Origin of the sequence: Micromonospora sp. NPDC048986 (assembly GCF_040649335.1) — a bacterium.
In the GTDB taxonomy this organism is placed as follows: Bacteria; Actinomycetota; Actinomycetes; order Mycobacteriales; family Micromonosporaceae; genus Micromonospora; species Micromonospora alfalfae.
This window is the reverse complement of sequence record NZ_JBEZFJ010000012.1, coordinates 126,388-145,709: the sequence shown is the minus strand read 5'-3', so window position 1 is coordinate 145,709 and position 19,322 is coordinate 126,388. Positions and strand designations below refer to the sequence as shown.

Below are 19,322 nucleotides of genomic sequence, written 5' to 3'. Positions count from 1 at the left end.
CTGCCCTGGACCCTTACCTGGGCGCACAGCCGCCAGTTGGTCGGATGTACGACACCAGCGGTCTCGTCCGATTCCTCGGACTCGGCAGAGACCCGTGCGGCGTGCTGCCGATACCCGCCACAGTGGCCTTCGTCGTAGAGTGACGAGGCGGCAACCGGCTCTGTCCTGAGCATTGACGAACGCCTTAGGCTGAAACTCCGGTCGCTTTCCGGACGGCGGAGGAACGACGGTGAGCGAAGCGGTAGTAGTCGCTGATACGCGAACCCCGCTGTTCTTCGTGAGCTATTCACGTCCGCAGATCCGGCGCGCCGGTAACACCCCCCAGGAATACCTCTCGCGGTTCTTCGACGACCTCTCCACCCATGTCAGCGAGCTGGTCGGCCTGCCGACCGGGGTCGACCCCGGATTCATGGACAGCTCACTGGGCGGCGGTGAGCGTTGGACCCCCGAGTTGTTGCGCGCCGCCGGCACCTGCCAGGTGTTCATTCCGTTGGTGTCCAGCTCGTTCATCAGCAGCACCTGGTGTGCCATGGAATGGCATGCCTTCGCGCGGCGTCAGATCGAACCACGCGTCCCGGGCAGCTCCGCGCACGAGACGGCGATCGTGCCCGTCAACTGGTCACCGACCACCGAGGCGTCGCTGCCGCCGAGCATTCGTGCCATCCAACGGTTCTCGCCGACCGCGTTACCTGATGACAACACCGTCGCGCGCCAGTACGAGCAGGAAGGGGTCTACGGCTTGCTGACCATGCAACGGGAGCAGGCGTACCGCGCGGTGGTGTGGCGTCTCGCCCAGCGGGTGGTGGCGATCCATCGGGCCTATCACGTCCACCCGCTGGTGCCCGCGGGCACCGATGAGCTGCGCACGCTCTTCACCGAGGAGGCAGCCGCATGACGCCGCTCACCGCCGAGGGGCGGGCGCCGACTCGCCAGACCTACTTCTTCCTGAGTTACGCGCATTCGGCGCCGCTGCTGGGTGCCCGCACCGACACCGACGTCTGGGTCGACCGATTTTTCGCGGATCTGTCGGGTGAGGTGGGTCGGCTGGTGTCCCCGCGGCCGGGCGTGGAGATCGGTTTCATCGACCAGTCCATCCCACCGGGCGCCGACGTGAAGGCGGCCCTGGCGGACGCCATCGGCGCGGCCCAGGTGTTCGTGCCGCTCTACTCGCCGGGCTACTTCAGCAGATCATGGGCGCTGGGCGAGCAGGAGTCCTTCCTGACTCGGCTGCTGCGCGCGGCCGGGGAGCCGGCGTCCCCCGTCGTGCCGGCCGACCACGTGGTGCCGGTCCTCTGGATCCCGGTGCCCAGTTGGGAGGAGCATCCCGAACTCGACGCGGCGCTGGATCTGGGTCGGGACGTGCCCGAGTACGCCGAGAACGGCATGCGTGCGCTCTGCATGCTCGGCGCGTACCAGCAGCAGTACCAGATCCTGCTCGGGCGGCTGGCCCGGCGGATCGTGGAGCCCACCCAACGCGTCTGGCTGCGTCCGTCCCGGGCGCCGACGCTCGACGTGTCGCGGCGGATCGCGGCCAACCCGGACTTCGTGGTGACGGTGCTGGCACCCACCCGGGACCGGCCGCCCGAGGGTCGGGAGGCGTCCTGGTACGCGGAGCGCAGCCGGCTCTGGCGTCCCTTCGGGGCCCGGCAGGAGCTTCCGGTGGCCGAGTACGCCGCGAGCATCGCCGAGCGGCTCGGACTGTCGGTGCACACGAGTGACTTCGCCGACGCCGGGGACCTGCTCGAGATCCGCCCCGGCGCCCTTCTGATCGACCCGTGGTTCACCGAGCTTTCCGGCGGTGTACCCGCTCTGCGGGCCGCCGCGCGGGCGCTGCCGCCGTGGGTGGTGCCGCTCGTGGTGACCGACGCCGACGACCCGCGCGACGCGCACCGCGGCGCCGACCTGGCGCGGCTGGTCCTGGGCGTGCTGCAGGACGCGGGCGCGACGCGAGCGCGGTGGGTCGGGCGGACGGACGAGTTCGCGGGTCTGATGCCGACAGTGGTGACCGAGGCCCGGCGGCTCTACCTGAAGCACGGCGCGGTGTTCCCGGCACCGGGGCCTGCTACCCGGCCGCCCAGCCTTCGCAACCCGGCCCCGTCATCGTTCGAAGCCCCGGAGATGCCCGATGAGCACTGAGCGCGACGGTCAGATAGTCACCTTCTACTCGTTCAAGGGCGGAACGGGCCGGACGATGGCGCTGGCCAACGTCGCGTGGATCCTCGCTGCCAACGGCAAGCGGGTGCTGGTCACCGACTGGGACCTGGAATCGCCAGGGCTGCACCGCTTCTTCCACCCCTTCCTGGACGTGTCGACGATCGGCGGCACGGCCGGCGTCGTCGACCTGATCCGGGACTACGAGTCGCAGACCATCCGCGAGGCGGTACGGCCGGAGGGCTGGGTGGAGCAGTTCGCCCGGGTCAACCGGTACGCCTTCTCCCTGGCCTGGGAGTTTCCCGGCGGCGGCGGGTTGAACTTCCTCTCCGCTGGCCGGCAGAACGACGATTACGCCGTTTCGGTGAACGGGCTGGACTGGGACACCTTCTACCACCGGTTGGGCGGTGCGCAGTTCTTCGAGGCCCTCCGCGAGGACATGAAGCGCGAGTACGACTACACCTTGATCGACAGCCGGACGGGGCTCAGCGACGTCGCCGACATCTGCACCCTGCACCTGCCGGACACCCTTGTCGACTGCTTCACCCTCAGCGACCAGGGCATCGAGGGTGCCGCTCAGGTCGCCAGAACCGTCGCCGTGCACCCCTCGCGCCGCGGCATTCGGATCCTGCCGGTGCCGATGCGGGTCGACCAGGCGGAGAAGGAGAAAGCCGACGCCGGGCGTGCCCTCGCGATGCACCGCTTCGCCGGTCTGCCCACCGGGATGACGGAGGAGGATCGGCGCCGCTACTGGGCGGCGGTGGAGGTGCCGTACCGGCCCTTCTACGCGTACGAGGAGACGTTGGCGACCTTCGGCGACACGCCGGGCTCGCCCACATCGCTGCTGGCGGCGTTCGAGACGCTGACCGCGCAGTTGACCAACGGCGAGGTGCACGCGATGCCGCCGATGGACGAGTCGGTGCGCGAGCGGGAGAAGGCCCGCTTCCGGCGTCGCCACAAGCTCCCCGGCGACGACCTCATGCTCCGCTACGCACCGGAGGACGCGGTCTGGGCGGAGTGGATCGAGAAAGTGCTCAGCTCGGCGCAGATTCGCGTCGTCGACGGAACCCAGCCGATCGAGAGCGGCGCCCGCCCGCCGGCCCGTACGCTGACCATTCTCTCCCCTGCCTACGTGGCCCTGCCCCCAGCCGCGTTGCCTCCGCGGGACCCGACCGTCGACACCACTCCGCTCGCGGTCTACGTGAGCGATCTGCGGCCACTCGCGGAGTTCGCGGTGGCCTCCTCGACCCAACTGGCCAACATCACCGCGGCGACCGCCGCTGAGCGGCTACTGCGGCTGGTGGGGGGCCCGTTACCGCTCCGACTCGAGGGCCAGGTGGACGGCGGCCTGCGTTTCCCGGCCGCCGAGCCGGCCGTCTTCGAGGCCCCGAACCGCAACGCGCGGTTCACCGGTCGGGAGAATGAGCTGGCGCTCCTGCGCCGACGCCTGACCGGACCGGTTGCCGTGCCGGTCGCATTGCAGGGGATGGGTGGGGTCGGCAAGACCGAGCTGGCCCTGGAATACGCGCATCGGTTCAAGTCCGCCTACGACGCGGTGCTGTGGATTTCCGCTGGCGCTACGGAGTCGATCGGCGCCGACGTGGAGAAGTCGCTGGCGGCCTTCGCCGACCGGCTCGGCGTCGGTGGCAACCCGGACCAGGCGGACAACGCACGCGCGGTGCTGGAGGCGTTGGGGCGGGGTGAGCCCGGGCGTTGGCTGTTGGTGATCGACAACGCCGAGGAGATCGACCCGTTCAAGCGATTCCTGCCGCGCGGCGGGCACGTGTTGCTCACCTCGCGCAACCAGGGTTGGGGGGAGCGGGCCACGCTGATCCAGGTCGACGTCTTCGCCCGTAAGGAGAGCGTCGCCCACCTGCAACGTCGGGTGCCCACCCTCACCGAGCAGGAGGCGGACCGGATCGCCGACGCGCTCGGGGACCTGGCGGTGGCGGTGGCCACGGCCGGCGCCTACCTGGCAGACACCGGTACCTCGGTCGACGCGTACCTGGAGCAGATCGAGCGGCAAGGTCCCAGCGCCCTCTCCGTGGAGGCCACCTGGGATCTTTCGTTGGCGCGGCTGCGCGGCCAGTTCCCGGCGGCGTACCGGCTGTTGCAGCTCTGCTCGGTGCTGGCCCCCGAGATAGACCTGGGTCTGCTCTACAACGACGAGATGGTGAAGACGTTGGCGCCGTTCGATCCCGCGGTGTCGGAGCCCATGATGATCGGGCGGCTGGTCCAGCGGATCAACCGGTCGGCGCTCCTCACGATGAACATGTCCGAGCAACGGATCCTGGTGCACCGGTTGCTCCAGGCGGTGGTCCGGGGCGGAATGACCCCGGACGAGATCGCCGACACCCGACACCGGGCGCACCTGGTGCTGGGCAAGGCGTGGCCCGGCGGTGATGCCGACGATCCGCGTACCTGGGACAGGTTCCGCAGGCTCTGGCCGCACATCGAGGCCTCGGGCGCGATGGGCAGCAAGGACGAGTCGGTCCGGGAGCTGATGATCGACCGGGTGCGGTATCTCTGGCGTCAGGGAGAACTCGACGCGGCGAACGCGTTCGCCAAGGAGGTCGACGCGGTCTGGTCGAAGCGGCGGGATCGCCTCTACGGCACCGAGGAACTCGCCACGTTGCGTCGGCAGTTGCTGCACCTGCGCTTCAACCGTGCGAACGTGCTGCGGGCGCTCGCCCACTACGTCGAGGCCTACGACCTGGACCAGGAGACTCACGAAGCGCAGCGGGCGCTGCTGGGTGACAGGCATTCGCACACCCTGATGACCGCCGGCAGCCTGGGTGCCGACCTGCGGGCCCTCGGCCGCTACACCGACGCGATCGAGCGTGATCAGGAAACCTACGACGCGTGGAGTGAGGAGTTCGGCGAATACCATCCACGCACGCTCTTCGCGGCCAACAACCTCGCACACTCCTATCGCCTGGTGGGCGACTTCCGCTCGGCGCGCCGTCGGGACGAGGCGGTGTTCCAGCTCCGCCGGCAGGTGCTCGGCCCGGAACATCCGTACACAGTGCACTCGGCCGCCCAGCTGGCACGCGACCTGCGGGAGGCCGGTGAGTACGCCAACTCGGCCAAGATGCTGCGCACGGTGCACGAACAACTCGCCAGCCTGAAGGAGATCGGCAGCGAGGCGGGGGACACGCTGAACGCTCAGGTCAGTCTCGCGGTGTCGCTGCGGAGCGCGGGCCAGTTGGCGGAGGCAGCCGCACTGCTCGACGCGGCGTACCCGGTGCTCGAGGAGAAGTTCGGTCGGGACAATCCCGAAACGTTGATCTGCCAGGCGGCGCTGGTCGCGAATCTGCTGGCACTCGGCGAGACCGAACGCGCGGTGGCCGAGGCGACGCAGGTGGCAAGGATCTACGAGCAGCGGCTAGGGGCCACCCATCCGCACACCCTCGGTGCGTTCAGCAACCTCGCCGTGGCGCAGCGGGCCGTGGGCCGGGTTGCCGAGGCTCGCGCGACTGCCGAACGGGCGGCCGTTGCCCTGCGCGAGGTGCTCGGCCCGGACCACCCGCACACCCTCGCCGCTGAGGAGAACCTCGGGATCTGCCTCGCCGAGGAGGGGGACCGGGACGCCGCGCTCGATCACCTCCGCGCAACCGCCGAGCGTTGGCTGGCCGCGTCCGGTTCCCGCCATCCGGACGCCCTGCGGTGCCAGGCGAACCTGGCGCTCGTCGTGCGCGAGAACGTGGGCGACCGGCCGCCGACGGCCACCGCCCCGGTCGTCTCGTTGGGTGAGGTCGTCGGGGCCGACCACCCTGGCGTGCGGGCGCTGCGGGACGGGCGCCTGGTCGCCCGGATCATCGATCCTCATCCGTTCTGAGCCCGTACGACACCAGGCCGGGCCCACCGCGTCCCCACGGAGCATGCCGATGAACAACGATCGCGAAGGCCAGGTCGTCACCTTCTACTCGTTCAAGGGGGGAACGGGTCGGACGATGGCGCTGGCCAACGTGGCCTGGATCCTGGCGGCCAGCGGCCGGCGGGTGCTCGTCGCCGACTGGGACCTCGAGTCCCCCGGTCTGCACCGCTTCTTCCATCCGTTCCTCGACGCCGAGGCGATCCAGGGCGCCAGCGGCGTGATCGACATGATCCGTGACTACGAGTGGGAGACCACCCGGGTCGACGACCGGCCGGACCGCTGGATGGAGCAGTACGCCCGGCTCGGGCGGCACACGTTCCCGCTGCGCTGGAACTTCCCCGGCGACGGCGGTCTCGACTTCCTCTCCGCTGGCCGGCAGAACAGCGACTACGCCGTCTCGGTGAGCGGGCTGGATTGGGACAACTTCTACAACCGGCTGGGCGGGGCGCAGTTCTTCGAGGCGATGCGGGCGGACATGAAGCGCCAGTACGACTTCACCCTGATCGACAGCCGGACGGGGCTCAGCGACGTCGCCGACATCTGCACCCTGCACCTGCCGGACACCCTTGTCGACTGCTTCACCCTCAGCGACCAGGGCATCGACGGCGCGGCCCGGGTGGCGCACTCGGTCCGGGACCGGTACCGGCGGCGCGACATCCGGGTCCTGCCGGTGCCGATGCGGGTCGACCAGGCCGAGAAGGAGCGGGCGGAGGCGGGTCGCCTGCTGGCCATGCGGCGGTTCGCCGGGTTGCCGGCCGGCATGACCGAGGCGGAACGGCGGCGTTACTGGACCGCGGTGGAGGTGCCGTACCGACCGTTCTACGCGTACGAGGAGAAGCTGGCGACTTTTTGTGATCCGCCCGGCGCGCCGACGTCACTGCTGGCCGCGTACGAGACGTTGACCGGGATTCTCACCGACGGCGCGGTGACCGCGCTGCCGCTGATGGACGAGTCGGTGCGGGAGCGGGGGGAGGCCCGTTTCCGCCGCCGCACCGAGGCGATCGACGACGAGATCATGCTCCGGTACGCACCGGAGGACGCCATCTGGGCCGAGTGGCTGGAGCGGGTGCTCAACTCGGCCGGGCTGCGGGTGGTGGAGCCCACGGCCAGCGTCGACGTCCCCGCCCCGCGCACGCTGACAGTGGTCTCGCCGGCCTACGTGGCGACGCCGTCCGGCGGTCTGCCTGACCGGGACACGAGCACCGGTGCCACCGCCCTGGCCGTGTACGTCGCCGACCTTCGTCCGCTGGCGGAATTCCAGTCGCAGAATTCCACCAACCTGGTCAACGTGAGCGCCACGACCGCCGTGGAGCGTGTGTTGCGGCTGTTCGGCCGGCCGGTGCCGCCCTCAGCGGACGGCCCGGCGGGCGGGAATGTCCGCTACCCCGCCACCGAGCCGTTGGTCTTCAACGCCCCCAACCGGAACGCGCGCTTCACCGGCAGGGAGGACGACCTGGCGCGGCTGCGCGCGCAGTTGCGCAGCGGCGGTACGGCGGTGGTGCTGCCGGTCGCTCTGCAGGGCATGGGTGGCGTCGGTAAGACGCAGGTGGCTCTGGAATACGTCCACCGGTTCAAGGCCGCGTACGACGTGGTCTGGTGGATCGCGGCGGACCCGCCGCAGTTCGTCGACACCGCCCTCGCCGACCTCGCCGCTCGTCTCGGCATCCTCGCCGGGCCGACACTGCCCGACACGGTCCGGTCAATGCTCCAGGTGCTCGGGCGCGGTGAGCCGTACGAGCGGTGGCTCATCGTGTTCGACAACGCCGAAGAGGTCGACCAGATCGAGCCCTTCCTGCCGCAGGGCCCCGGGCACGTCCTGCTGACCTCCCGCAACCGCGCCTGGGGTGACCGGGCGAACTCGATCCAGGTGGACGTCTTCGACCGCACCGAGAGCGTGGCGCACCTCGCCCAGCGGGTGCCCACTATCAGCGCCGAGGAGGCGGACCGGGTGGCCGAGGCGCTCGGCGACCTGCCGATCGCGGTGGCCGCGGCGGGGGCCTGGCTCGCCGACACCGGCACGTCGGTCGCAGACTACCTGCGGCAGATCGAACGGCACGGTCCCACCGCCCTCTCCATCGAGGCGACCTGGGACCTGGCCCTGAACCGGCTGCTGAACCAGGCGCCCGCCGCGTACCGGCTGCTGCAGCTCTGCTCGGTGCTGGCCCCGGAGATCGCCCTCGAACTCATCTACAGCGACGAGATGGCGGCTGCTCTCGTGCCGTTCGACCCATCGGTGTCGGAGCGGCTCGTACGCGGCGCCCTGGTTCAGCAGATCAACCGCCTGGCACTGCTGAAACTGGACGTTCAGGGCGGTCGGATCCAGGTGCACCGGCTGTTGCAGGCGGTGGTCCGCGACCGGATGACCGACGACGAGATCACCGCTGCCCGACACCAGGTGCACCTGGTGCTGGCCGCGTCCCGACCTCGTGGCGACGTGGACGACCCGACCACCTGGGCTCGGCTGCGCATGCTCTGGCCGCACCTGGAGGTTTCCGAGGCGCTGACCTGCCCGGACGAGTCGGTGTGTCAGCTGCTGATCGACCGGGTTCGTTATCTGTGGCAGCGCGGCGGTCTGGAGCAGGCCGACGCCTTGAGTCAGGAGGTGGACGAGACCTGGTCCGCTCGGCTCGGCGACACGGACGACGAGGTCGAGGCGTCGGTGCTGGGCCGCCAACTGCTGCACCTGCGGTTCAACCGGGCGAACATCCTGCGCAGCCTGGGCCGGTTCGACGAGGCCCGGGACCTGGACGAGGCGGTGCTGGCCGAGCAGAACCGGCTGTTGGGTCCGCTGCACCCGCACAGCCTGATAACCGCCGGCGGCCTCGGCGCTGACCTGCGGGCGCTCGGCCGCTACGCCGAGGCGTTGGAACGGGACCGAAACACCTACGGCTCCTGGCTCCAGGTGTTCGGCGAGGACCACCCCCGGACGTTGAGTGCGGCCAACGACCTCGCCGTCTCGTACCGGCTGGTCGGTGACTACCGGTCAGCCCGCCGCTGGGACGACGAGGTGTACCAGCGGCGCCGGCTGGTGCTCGGCCCGACCCACCCGGGCACCCTTGCCTCCGCCGTGCGGTTGGGCAGCGACCTGCGGGAAGCGGGCGACTACGAGGGGTCGACCCTCCTGCTCCGCACGACGTACGAGGCGTACTGCGAGGTGCTCGGGCCGGACGACGGCCAGACTCTCGCCGCCCGGGTCAGCCTGGCGGTGTCGCTGGGCGCGGCCGGTAGGGGCAGCGATGCCGTGCCGTTGTTCGAGACGGCCCACCGTGAACTCGGCGAACGCTTCGGGCCGGACAACCCGGCCACCGTGGCGTGCCGGGCGAGCCGGGCGGTGAATCTGCTGGCCGTCGGCGACGCGGCCCGGGCGCTGACCGAGATGCTCGCTGTCACCGAGGCGTATGAGGAGGGCCTCCGGCTCGGCCCGGAGCACCCGTACACCCTGGCGACGGTGAACAACATCGCCGTGGCCGAGCGCGCGCTCGGCCGCCGGTCGCAGGCCCGCGCGTCGGCTGCCCGGGCGGCCACCGAGTTGCGCAAGGTGCTCGGCCCCGACCACCCGCACACCCTCGCCGCCGAGGTGAACCACGCGGTGTGTCTCGCCGAGGAGGATGACCGGGTGTCGGCGTCGGACCGGCTGCGGGAGACGGCCGCGCGGCTGTCGGCGGTGCTCGGCGCGGATCACCCCGACACGCTGCGCTGCCTCGGTGATCTCGCGCTGGTGTCGACGCACGTCGGCGGCGGCGCTGCCGTGGCGGAACTGGGGGCGGTGGCGGGCCGGCTGGCCGAGGTCATCGGCGAGGAGCACCCCAGCGTGCAGACCCTGCGCGAAGGGCGGCTCATCGTTCGGGTGATCGACCCGCAGCTGTTCTGATCGAAGGCGCCAGTTCGGGTGAGGGTCTCCGGCCCGGGCCGGAGACCCTCAACCACGGCTCGCCGGGTCGACGCCGCAGGACCGGACAAAGCCGGTCGGAGGTCGCCCCGGACCGGGCCGCTACCCTGGTAGCCCGAGGGGAAGGGGCACCAACAGGGTGGCTAGGACCTACAACGTCGTCACGTACGGCTGCCAGATGAACGTGCACGACTCCGAACGCATCTCCGGCCTGCTTGAGCAGGCGGGATACGAGCGTGCACAGGCTGGCGACGACACCCCGGACATCGTGGTCTTCAACACCTGCGCGGTGCGGGAAAACGCTGACAACCGGCTCTACGGCAACCTCGGGCGGCTGCGCCCGGTGAAGGACAAGCACCCCGGGATGCAGATCGCGGTCGGTGGCTGCCTCGCCCAGAAGGATCGGGGCGACATCGTCCGCAAGGCCCCCTGGGTGGACGTGGTCTTCGGCACCCACAACATCGGCGCGCTGCCGGTGCTGTTGGAGCGGGCCCGGCACAACGCCGCGGCCGAGGTGGAGATCCTGGAATCCCTCGACGTCTTCCCGTCCACGCTGCCCACCCGCCGCGAGTCGACGTACGCCGGCTGGGTGTCGATCTCGGTGGGGTGCAACAACACCTGCACGTTCTGCATCGTGCCGGCGCTGCGCGGCAAGGAGAAGGACCGACGCCCCGGCGACATCCTCTCCGAGGTGCGCGCGCTCGTCGACGAGGGCGTGCTGGAGGTGACCCTGCTCGGGCAGAACGTCAACTCGTACGGCGTGGAGTTCGGCGACCGGTACGCGTTCGGCAAGCTGCTGCGGGCCTGCGGCGACATCGACGGGTTGGAGCGCGTGCGCTTCACCAGTCCGCACCCGAAGGACTTCACCGACGACGTGATCGCCGCGATGGCCGAGACGCCGAACGTCTGCCACTCGCTGCACATGCCGTTGCAGTCCGGCTCCGACGACGTGCTCCGGGCGATGCGCCGCTCCTACCGCTCCGAGCGCTACCTGGGGATCATCGAGAAGGTCCGCGCGGCGATGCCGGACGCGGCGATCACCACCGACATCATCGTCGGCTTCCCCGGTGAGACCGAGGCCGACTTCCAGCGCACCCTGGACGTGGTCCGGGAGGCCCGGTTCTCCTCGGCCTTCACCTTCCAGTACTCGAAGCGGCCCGGCACCCCCGCCGCGACAATGGACGACCAGTTGCCCAAGCAGGTCGTGCAGGAGCGCTACGAGCGGTTGATCGCCTGCGTCGAGGAGATCACCTGGGCGGAGAACAAGCGCCTCGTCGGTGAGACCGTCGAGGTGCTGGTCGCTGTCGGCGAGGGCCGCAAGGACGAGCGGACCGGCCGGATGTCCGGTCGGGCCCGCGACGGTCGACTGGTGCACTTCGCGACCGAGACCGCCGACGGGGAGTCCCTCGCTGGGCAGATCCGGCCGGGGGACATCGTGCACACCACTGTCACGTACGCCGCGCCGCACCACCTGAACGCCGACGGACCGCCGGTGGCGCACCGTCGCACCCGGGCCGGTGACGCGGCCGAGGCGGGTCGCTCCCCGCGTACCCCCGGGGTGTTGCTCGGTCTGCCGACGATCGGCGCACCGGCGGTCGCGCCGGCCCCCGCCGCGGGCTGCGCCGCGCACTGACCGCACGGCGGGGCCCCTCGACGAGGGGCCCCGCCGTGCGGTCAGACGGTGATCTTGCCGGCGCCGGCGCCCGCCGTCACGATGGACTTGACGTTGCTCGCGGTGTCCAGCTGGTAGGAGTACGGGATGCTGGCCACGCTGCCGCCGGCCTGGCCGGTGGGTGAGTTGACGAAGTGGTTGTTGCGGGCGACCAGGCGGCCGGGCCCGGAATCCCCCTCACCGAGGTGGTACGGGTCGTCGACGTTCTCGAAGTAGTTGCCCTCGACGAGCACGCCGGCGTTCTCGGTGGACGCCACGCCGTAGCCGCCGTTGGCCCGGTAGTAGTTGTTGTAGACGTGCACCGGGTTGCCGAAGCGCACCCGGGGGTTGCGCTGGTTGCTGCCGTCGAACCAGTTGTGGTGGTAGCTCACCCGCAGGTGACCGACGTCCTGGCTGGCGTTGTCGTCGCTGTGACCGAGCAGCATTGTCTTGTCGTGGCTGAAGACCCGGTTCCACGAGACGGTGACGAAGTCCGAGCCGCGCTTGATGTCGACGGCGCCGTCGTACCCGTTGCTGAAGCTGTTGTGGTCGATCCAGATGTTGGTGGCCGACTCCTGCACGTTGATCGCGTCGTCGTTCCAGTTGCGGAAGGTCAGGTTGCGGATGATCACGTTGCGGTCACCGCTGACGTTGAGCCCGCAGCCGACGATGGTCGCGCCGTAGTTGCCGAGGATGGTCTTGTTGGACCGGACCCGCAGCATGCCCGAGCAGGTGATCGTTCCGGACACCCGGATCACCGCGGCGCCGGTCGCGTTCAGCGCGCTGGTCAGCGCGGAGGCCGTGGTGACTGTGGTGGTGCCGGCGTTGCCGCCGCCGGTGGTGCCGCCGTTCTGGGTGGCCCAGCCGACCAGTGTCGACGGCGGCTGCGTGCTGGGCGGGGGAGTGCTCGACGGTGGCGGGTCGGTCGGCGGCGGCGTGGTCGGCGTGGTGCTGCCGGTGCAGGCGACGTTGTTCAGGCTGAAGCTGCTCGGAGCCGGGTTGCTGGAGCTGTTCCAACTCGCGTTGAAGCCGAACGTGGCGCTGGCGTTTGTCGCCAGGTTGCCGTTGTAGTCGACGTTGGTGGCGGAGACCTGGCTGCCGCTCTGCGAGGCGGTGGCGCCCCACGCCTGGCTGACCTGCTGCCCGGCCCCGTAGGACCAGCGCAGCGTCCACCCGGAGATTGGGTCGCCGAGGTTGGTGACGGTGACGTTGCCGGTGAATCCGCCCGGCCACTGGCTGGCGACCGAGTAGGCCACCTGGCAGCCGGCGGCCGCCTGGGCGGACACGGAGGTCAACAGCCCGGCGGTGACCAGTGTGGCGGTGGCTGCGGCCGTGGTGGCGATCAGCGTCATTCGACGCTGCCCTGTGCGCATGCTGCTTCCTTTCGGTGAGGCGGGCGGAGGTGTCGCGACGCCCATGCCCGTGGGCGGCGAATCTCGGCCGGGACCAGTGGTCCTCGGGCCCGCCAGTGCAGGTTCGTGAAGGAAAGCGGCTCCCGCGCTCGCACCCACCAACAAAGAGGCAAGCGCTTTCCCGATACAAACATAGAAGACCCTGAATGTAAATGGCCGGGACGGCCGATGCGCAGCGCACCGGCCGTCCCGGTGGATCAGCAGCCGGTGCCGCTGAGTTTCACAGTGCCCGGCGCGCTGGCCGTGCCGTTGGCGGTGAAGCCCACGGTGACCGATCCGCCCGCCGGCAGGGACGGGGCGTGACTCGGAGCCGCCGCCGTGACAGTCGTACCGGACTGCGTGACTGTGGCGTTCCAGCCACTGCCCAACGTCACCCCGGACGGCCAACTCCAGGTGACCGACCACGGGTTCACAGCGCCCGAGCCGGTGTTCTTCACCGTCAACTCGCCCTGGAAGCCGCCCTGCCAGGCGTTGACCTGCCGGTAGGTGGCCGTGCAGGCGCCCGTCGGCGGGTCCGTCGGCGGGTCCGTCGGCGGGTCCGTCGGCCCACCGGTCGGCGGCCCGCTGGTGCCACCACCGGACGGCGCGATCAGGTACGGCTGGAGGATCGCCTGCTTGGCGGTGTTGACATTGGTCCAGTCGTCAAGCGCGATACCGCCGGTGTCACCCGAGTTGGGGTTCCACGACCAGTAGGTGAAGGACATCCCGGTCACCCCGGTCCCGGTGTAGGCCATCAGCTTCTCCAGCCACACCTTGTCCTTCGGGTCGACAAGGGTGCTGCCGAACTCGCCCATCATGATCGGTGCGATGTTCTGCTTGTAGAGGTAACCGAAGTACTTGTCCCAGATGGCCGGCATGTTCGCCGGGTAGTCCGGGGCGTCGAACCAGGTCTGCCGGTACACCGAGGTGGCGTACTCGTGCGGCGAGTAGACCAGCCGGTTCGCCACGCTCAGCCGGACCGGGAACTGACCCGCCTTCGACAGGTTGCCGCCCCACCAACCGCAGTCCTCGTCGTTGCTGGTGTCGCCGTCCCAGACGTTGGAGAGGCCACCACTCGGGCAGCTCACCCCCTCCACGAAGATCAACCAGTTGGGCTGGACACCGAGGATGGCGTTCCCGGCCCGCTCGGCGGCGAGCCGCCAGTCCCGGGTGGTGTCGCCACAGCCCCAGCACGCACCGGTGGCCGCCGGGTTGGTGCCCTCCGCGTGCGGCTCGTTGTGCAGGTCGGCGCCGATCACCGTCGGGTTGCCCGCGTACCGTTGGGCGAGCATCTTCCAGTCGTTGATCCAGGTCGCCTCGGAAACAGTCGACGTGTACCAGAGCGGCGACTGCCCGGCGGCCGTCGGCCGGTGCCGGTCCAGGATGATCCGCATGCCCTTGCTGCCGGCATAGTTGATCACCTTGTCCAGGATCTGCAACGGCGACAGCCCGATCAGGTCCGGGTTGACGAAGTCGTTGATCCCACTGGCCGTCGCACCCGACTTCAGCGCGTCGTTCGAGTACGGCACCCGCAACGTGTTGTAACCCAACCGGGCCATCGTGTCGAGCTGCCCCCGCCACGGGTTGTTCGACCACAGCCCGTGGAAGGTCTTGTTGTCGGTCTCCATGCCGAACCAGTTGATGCCGGTCAACCGGACAGTCGCACCGGTGCTGTCAACGATCTGGTTGCCGCTGGTGTGCAGATAACCCGTACCGGTACCGGCGGCGACGGCCGGGCTGGTGCTGACGGCGGCGGCGAGGAACACGCCAGCCGCGACGGTGACGAGCGCGGTGAGCGCGCCGCCGAGAGCTTTAGGACGGAACAATTCGAGCTCCACTTCGGAGGTCCGACGTCGTCCAGAAACGACGCCGGCGGGCGGCCGTCGGCACGTCACGGTCCCCCAGGGGTACGCGGACAGCACACGACGGCCCATGTCACGCGGACGTGCTCACTCGCGGAAGCTCACCGGCGACCCTCGACGGCGGATGTTCCGCCTTCGTCGCCCTCGCGCCGGTGGCCCTACCTGGCTCCGTCGCTCATTCTGATCAGCCCACGTCAATGCGTCAACCTGGCCCTCGCTGCGCCCCTGCCGTCCGGGTCCTGCCGCTCGCCCGCGCGCCTGGTGTGGTCCCCGCTCGCCCGCGCGCCTGGTGTGTGGTCGCCGCTCGCCCGCGCGCCTGGTGCGGTCCCCGCTCGCCCGCGCGCCTGGCGTCGCGTGCGCCCTCCATGATCGCGCTGGAACATTGATGTAGTGGTCTGTAGGCGTGCTGATGCCACTACATCCAGGATCGAGCATGACCTTGACGGGCGCGGGTACGGGCGCGGTGGCGCGGGACGCGATGGTGCGAGGCCGCGGGCTCGGCGGGGGCGCCTCGAGGCGGGCGCGGAGGGCTGAGGCCGGACACGCGGGAGCCCCCGGTCCCGCTGGGGACCGAGGGCTCCGGACGTGGTCAGCTCAGCCGGCCTGCTCGGCGAGTTGGAGGAACTGCCGCTTGGAGGCGAGGGCCTGCTCAGCCTCCTTGATCCGGCGTGCGTCCCCGGCGCTCTGCGCCCGGGCCAACCGGTCCTCGGCCTCCGCCACCTGCGCCCGCATCTGGGCGAGCAGCGGGTTGTCCTCCTTGGTGGTGCGGCGCCACGCCGAGTCCATCACGTCACGGACCTTGTCGTCGATGACCCGCAGTCGACGCTCCAGCCCGGCGGCCGCCTCGCGGGGCACCCGGCCGGCCTCGTGCCACTGGGCCTGGATCTCCCGCAGCTTGGCCTGGGCGCCCTTCGGGTCGGCGTCGATGTCCAACGCCTCGGCCTCGGCGAGCAGGGCCTGCTTGCGCTCAAGGTTGCCGCGCTGCTCGTTGTCCCGTGCGGAGAAGACCTCGCTGCGCCGGCTGAAGAAGGCGTCCTGCGCACCCCGGAATCGTTCCCAGAGCTTCTGCTCGGCCTCCTTGGAGGCGCGCGGAGCGGCCTTCCACTGGGTCATCAGGTCCTTGAGCTGGTTGGCGGTGGCGGCCCAGTCGGTGGAGTCCGAGAGCTTCTCCGCTTCGGCGACCAGCTCCTCCTTGGCGGTCTGGGCCTGCTTGCGCTGGGAGTCGAGGGAGGCGAAGTGGGCGCCGCGGCGGCGGGTGAAGCCATCCCGGGCGGCGGCGAACCGCTTCCACAGCTCGCCGTCGGCCTTCTTGTCGACCCCGCGGATGGTCTTCCACTCGTCGAGGATCTCCTTGAGCCGATCCCCGGCGGTCTTCCACCCGGTGGATTCGGCGGCCAGCTTCTCGGCCTCCTCGACCAGCGCGGTCTTGCGGGCCAGGGCCTCGCCGCGAGCGGCGTCCCGGGCGGCGCGCGCTTCGCCGGCCTTCTCCTCGGCGAGGGTCGCCAGCTTGTCCAGGCGGGTGGCCAGCGCGTCGATGTCGCCGACCACGTTGGCCTCGGGCAGCGTGGCACGGATCCGCCGGATCGTGCTCAACGAGTGCCCGGCGTCCGCCGCACCCGACTTGAGTCGCGCCTCGGTCAGGTCCACCTCGGTCACCAGGTCGGCGAAGCGACGCGCGAAGTGTGCCAGGCCCTCCTCCGGTGCTCCCGCCTGCCAGGATCCGACCACCCGCTCTCCCTCGGTGGTCTTGACGTACACGGTGCCGTCCGCGTCCACCCGTCCGAAGGCAGTCCAGTCGCTCATGTGCCCATCCTCGTTCTCCCGGCGTCGAGGGATCGATCCCCCGTCGCCGCCACGGCGCAGCCAAGTTGCTTCCGGCATTCTCACAGGTCCGACCCGGTCCGCGTCGAGCGCCTATCGCCGACCGTGACCATACGGTGTCCTAGGGGCCGAATGACCGGATCGGCGCGGAGACGCACCGGGGATTCCCGCTACGGTGGACCGGTGCCACTGGTCGCCGCCGCCGTCTGCCCGCATCCGCCCCTGCTCGTGCCCGATGTGGCCGGCTCCGCAGCCCCGGAGTTGGACGACCTGCGGGCGGCCTGCGACACCGCCGTACGCCGGCTGTTGGCCACCGATCCGGACGTCGTGGTGCTGTTGGGCACCGGCCCGGTGACCGGCCCGATCCGCACCCCGGCGACCGGTTCCCTCCAGCCCTGGGGTGTCGACCTGGACGTGCCGTTGGTGCCGGGCCAACCGGACCGGGGCGCGGTGCTGCCGTTGAGCCTGACCATCGGCGCGTGGTTGCTGGCCCGTCATGACACCCGACCGCCGGTGACCGCCGTGCAGGTGGCCGCCGACCCCGGTCCGGCCGAGCTGGCCGCGCTCGCCGACGAGGTCGGCGCCGCTGGTGACCGGGTGGCGTCGCTGGTGCTCGGCGACGGGTCGGCCTGCCGGGGAGAGAAAGCACCCGGGTACGACGACGCGCGCGCTCTTGCGTACGACCAGAGGGTTGCCGCGGCGCTGGCCGACGCGGACCTGGGCGCCCTGCTCGACCTCGACCCGGTGGTGTCGACGGAGCTGAAGGCCGCCGGCCGCGCCCCGTGGCAGGTGCTCGCCGGCGCGGCCCGCGCGGCCGGTGGTGGGTGGCGCGGCGAGTTGCTGCACGACTCCGCCCCCTACGGGGTGGCCTACTTCGTGGCGTCCTGGGAGCGGGTGTGACAGGGCTGGTAGTGGCTGTGGTCGGCCCGACCGCGGCCGGCAAGTCCGCGCTGAGCATCGCGTTGGCGCATGCCCTGGACGGGGAGGTGGTCAACGCCGACTCGATGCAGCTCTACCGGGGCATGGACATCGGCACCGCCAAGCTGACAGTCGCCGAGCGGGACGGGGTGCCGCATCACCTGCTGGACATCTGGGAGGTCACCGAGCCGGCGAGCGTCGCGGAGTACCAGCGGCTGGCCCGTGCGGCGGTGGACGACATCCTGTCCCGGGGGCGGGTGCCGCTGCTGGTCGGTGGCTCCGGGCTGTACGTACGGGCGGTGCTGGAGCGCTTCGAGTTCCCGGGCACCGATGCGGCGCTGCGGGAGCGGCTGGAACGGGAGTTGGCCGAGGCCGGCCCGGCCCCGCTGTACGCGCGGCTGCGCGCCGCCGACCCGGCCGCCGCCGAGAGCATCCTGCCCGGCAACGGGCGGCGGATCGTGCGGGCCCTGGAGGTGATCGAGTTGACCGGCGCGCCGTTCGCCGCCTCGCTGCCGCAACCCACGCCGTACTACCCGTCGGTGCAGCTCGGCGTGGACCTGGACACCGGCCTGCTGGACGAGCGGATCGCGCTGCGGGTCGACCGGATGTGGGCCGACGGCCTGGTGCCGGAGACCCGTGAGCTGGTCGGGCGCGGGCTGCCCGAGGGGCGGACGGCGAGTCGGGCGCTGGGCTACCAGCAGGTGCTGCGCCTGCTCGCCGGTGAGCTGACCGAGGCGCAGGCGCACGACGAGACGGTCCGGGCGACCCGGCGCTTCGTCCGCCGGCAGCGGTCCTGGTTCCGCCGTGACCCGCGGATCCACTGGTTGGACTCGACGACCCCGGACCTGATCGGGGCCGCCCTGCGTCTGGTGCCGGCGGCTGCGCGATGATGGGGCTGTGGAGTTCACCAAGGGCCACGGCACCGGCAACGACTTCGTCCTCCTTCCCGACCCGGACGGTCAGCTCGATCTGACCCCGGGGCTGGTCGCGGCGCTCTGCGACAGGCGTCGGGGCATCGGCGCGGACGGCGTGCTGCGGGTGGTCCGCGCGGCCAAGCACCCGGACGGCGCGGGTTTGGCCGGCGAGGCCGAGTGGTTCATGGACTACTGGAACGCCGACGGCTCGTTCGCCGAGATGTGCGGCAACGGCGCCCGGGTCTTCGTGCGCTACCTGCTCGACACCGGGTTGGCCACGCCCGCCGGCGCGGCGCTGCCGGTGGCCACCCGGGCCGGCGTCGTGCGTGCGCTGGTCGAGGGCGACGCCGTGTCCGTCGAGATGCGCCGACCCCGGGTGTACGACAGTTCGACGGCCACCCTCGGCGGGCTGACAGTGACCGGTGCGGTGGTGGACGTCGGTAACCCGCACCTGGTCTGTGTCCTGCCGGCCGGTGTGGAGCTGTCGGCGCTGGACCTGACGCTCGCGCCCGGGTTCGACCCGACGGTCTTCCCGAGCGGGGTGAACGTCGAGTTCATCGTGGCGGGCGACCCGGTCGACGGCACCGACGAGCACTCAGTGATGCGGGTGTACGAGCGGGGCAGCGCCGAGACGCTGTCCTGCGGCACCGGTGCCTGCGCGGTGGGTGCGGTGGCGCTGCGCGACGCCGGCCGGGACACCGGCGTGGTAGCGGTCGACGTGCCCGGTGGCCGCCTGACGGTGACCGTCACGGAGAACTCCTGCTGGCTCTCCGGCCCCGCCGTCCTGGTAGCCACCGGCGAGCTGGACCCCACCACGCTCCACCCCTGACCCCACCCCACCCCCCACC

At 70.9% G+C, this 19,322-nt stretch carries 11 protein-coding genes; 8 read left to right on the top strand and 3 right to left on the bottom strand.

Annotation, left to right across the window (positions count from 1 at the left end):
* The first annotated feature begins 277 nt into the window (after window positions 1-277).
* The 5 genes from AB0B94_RS23860 to miaB all read left to right on the top strand — a co-directional run bounded on the left by AB0B94_RS23860 (window position 278) and on the right by miaB (window position 11,550).
* Window positions 278-895: a TIR-like protein FxsC gene (locus AB0B94_RS23860; protein WP_357284167.1), complete on the top strand. Its 618-nt coding sequence runs from the start codon at window positions 278-280 to the stop codon at window positions 893-895.
* Window positions 892-2,136, top strand: a complete 1,245-nt coding sequence (locus tag AB0B94_RS23855) for a TIR-like protein FxsC (RefSeq protein WP_357284163.1) — start codon at window positions 892-894, stop codon at window positions 2,134-2,136. The genes AB0B94_RS23860 and AB0B94_RS23855 overlap by 4 nt, the downstream gene beginning before the upstream one ends.
* Complete coding sequence (fxsT, locus tag AB0B94_RS23850) at window positions 2,126-5,989, top strand: FxSxx-COOH system tetratricopeptide repeat protein (protein ID WP_357284159.1); 3,864 nt, start codon at window positions 2,126-2,128, stop codon at window positions 5,987-5,989. Before AB0B94_RS23855 ends, fxsT (AB0B94_RS23850) begins: the two co-directional genes overlap by 11 nt.
* A 49-nt stretch (window positions 5,990-6,038) precedes the next feature.
* Entirely contained in the window at window positions 6,039-9,899 is a 3,861-nt protein-coding gene (fxsT, locus tag AB0B94_RS23845) for an FxSxx-COOH system tetratricopeptide repeat protein (protein WP_357284155.1), read from the top strand.
* A gap of 157 nt (window positions 9,900-10,056) precedes the next feature.
* Complete coding sequence (gene miaB, locus AB0B94_RS23840; RefSeq protein ID WP_357284150.1) at window positions 10,057-11,550, top strand: tRNA (N6-isopentenyl adenosine(37)-C2)-methylthiotransferase MiaB; 1,494 nt, start codon at window positions 10,057-10,059, stop codon at window positions 11,548-11,550.
* A gap of 41 nt (window positions 11,551-11,591) precedes the next feature.
* On the opposite strand, the gene AB0B94_RS23835 is transcribed toward miaB, so the two are convergent.
* The 3 genes from AB0B94_RS23835 to AB0B94_RS23825 form a co-directional block, all read right to left on the bottom strand.
* Complete coding sequence (locus AB0B94_RS23835; protein WP_357284146.1) at window positions 11,592-12,941, bottom strand: cellulose binding domain-containing protein; 1,350 nt, start codon at window positions 12,939-12,941, stop codon at window positions 11,592-11,594.
* Between the two features lie 236 nt (window positions 12,942-13,177).
* Window positions 13,178-14,785, bottom strand: a complete 1,608-nt coding sequence (locus tag AB0B94_RS23830) for a cellulase family glycosylhydrolase (RefSeq protein WP_357284516.1) — start codon at window positions 14,783-14,785, stop codon at window positions 13,178-13,180.
* Window positions 14,786-15,415: 630 nt separating this feature from the next.
* Window positions 15,416-16,624 carry a DUF349 domain-containing protein gene (locus AB0B94_RS23825; protein WP_238671818.1) on the bottom strand — a complete coding sequence of 403 codons (1,209 nt, stop codon included), beginning with the start codon at window positions 16,622-16,624 and terminating at the stop codon, window positions 15,416-15,418.
* 150 nt (window positions 16,625-16,774) lie between these two features.
* Between AB0B94_RS23825 and AB0B94_RS23820 the strand changes: the two genes are divergently transcribed.
* From AB0B94_RS23820 to dapF, 3 genes are read left to right on the top strand one after another with little or no spacing between them, the layout of a single operon-like run.
* Window positions 16,775-17,542 carry a hypothetical protein gene (locus AB0B94_RS23820; protein ID WP_357284141.1) on the top strand — a complete coding sequence of 256 codons (768 nt, stop codon included), beginning with the start codon at window positions 16,775-16,777 and terminating at the stop codon, window positions 17,540-17,542.
* A complete protein-coding gene (gene miaA, locus AB0B94_RS23815) occupies window positions 17,539-18,450 on the top strand; it encodes a tRNA (adenosine(37)-N6)-dimethylallyltransferase MiaA (RefSeq protein WP_357284138.1) in 912 nt (303 codons plus the stop codon). The genes AB0B94_RS23820 and miaA overlap by 4 nt, the downstream gene beginning before the upstream one ends.
* Window positions 18,451-18,457: 7 nt before the next feature.
* Window positions 18,458-19,303 (top strand): diaminopimelate epimerase, encoded by an 846-nt coding sequence (gene dapF / locus AB0B94_RS23810; protein ID WP_357284135.1) that lies wholly within the window; start codon window positions 18,458-18,460, stop codon window positions 19,301-19,303.
* Window positions 19,304-19,322 lie beyond the last annotated feature (19 nt).

Excerpts from the sequence above, each read along its gene's own strand:
- AB0B94_RS23855 (WP_357284163.1), top strand. The coding sequence starts at position 892 with ATGACGCCGCTCACCGCCGAGGGGCGGGCGCCGACTCGCCAGACCTAC.
- fxsT (WP_357284159.1), top strand. The coding sequence starts at position 2,126 with ATGAGCACTGAGCGCGACGGTCAGATAGTCACCTTCTACTCGTTCAAG.
- fxsT (WP_357284155.1), top strand. The coding sequence starts at position 6,039 with ATGAACAACGATCGCGAAGGCCAGGTCGTCACCTTCTACTCGTTCAAG.
- AB0B94_RS23835 (WP_357284146.1), bottom strand. The coding sequence starts at position 12,941 with ATGCGCACAGGGCAGCGTCGAATGACGCTGATCGCCACCACGGCCGCA.
- AB0B94_RS23825 (WP_238671818.1), bottom strand. The coding sequence starts at position 16,624 with ATGAGCGACTGGACTGCCTTCGGACGGGTGGACGCGGACGGCACCGTG.
- AB0B94_RS23820 (WP_357284141.1), top strand. The coding sequence starts at position 16,775 with ATGACCGGATCGGCGCGGAGACGCACCGGGGATTCCCGCTACGGTGGA.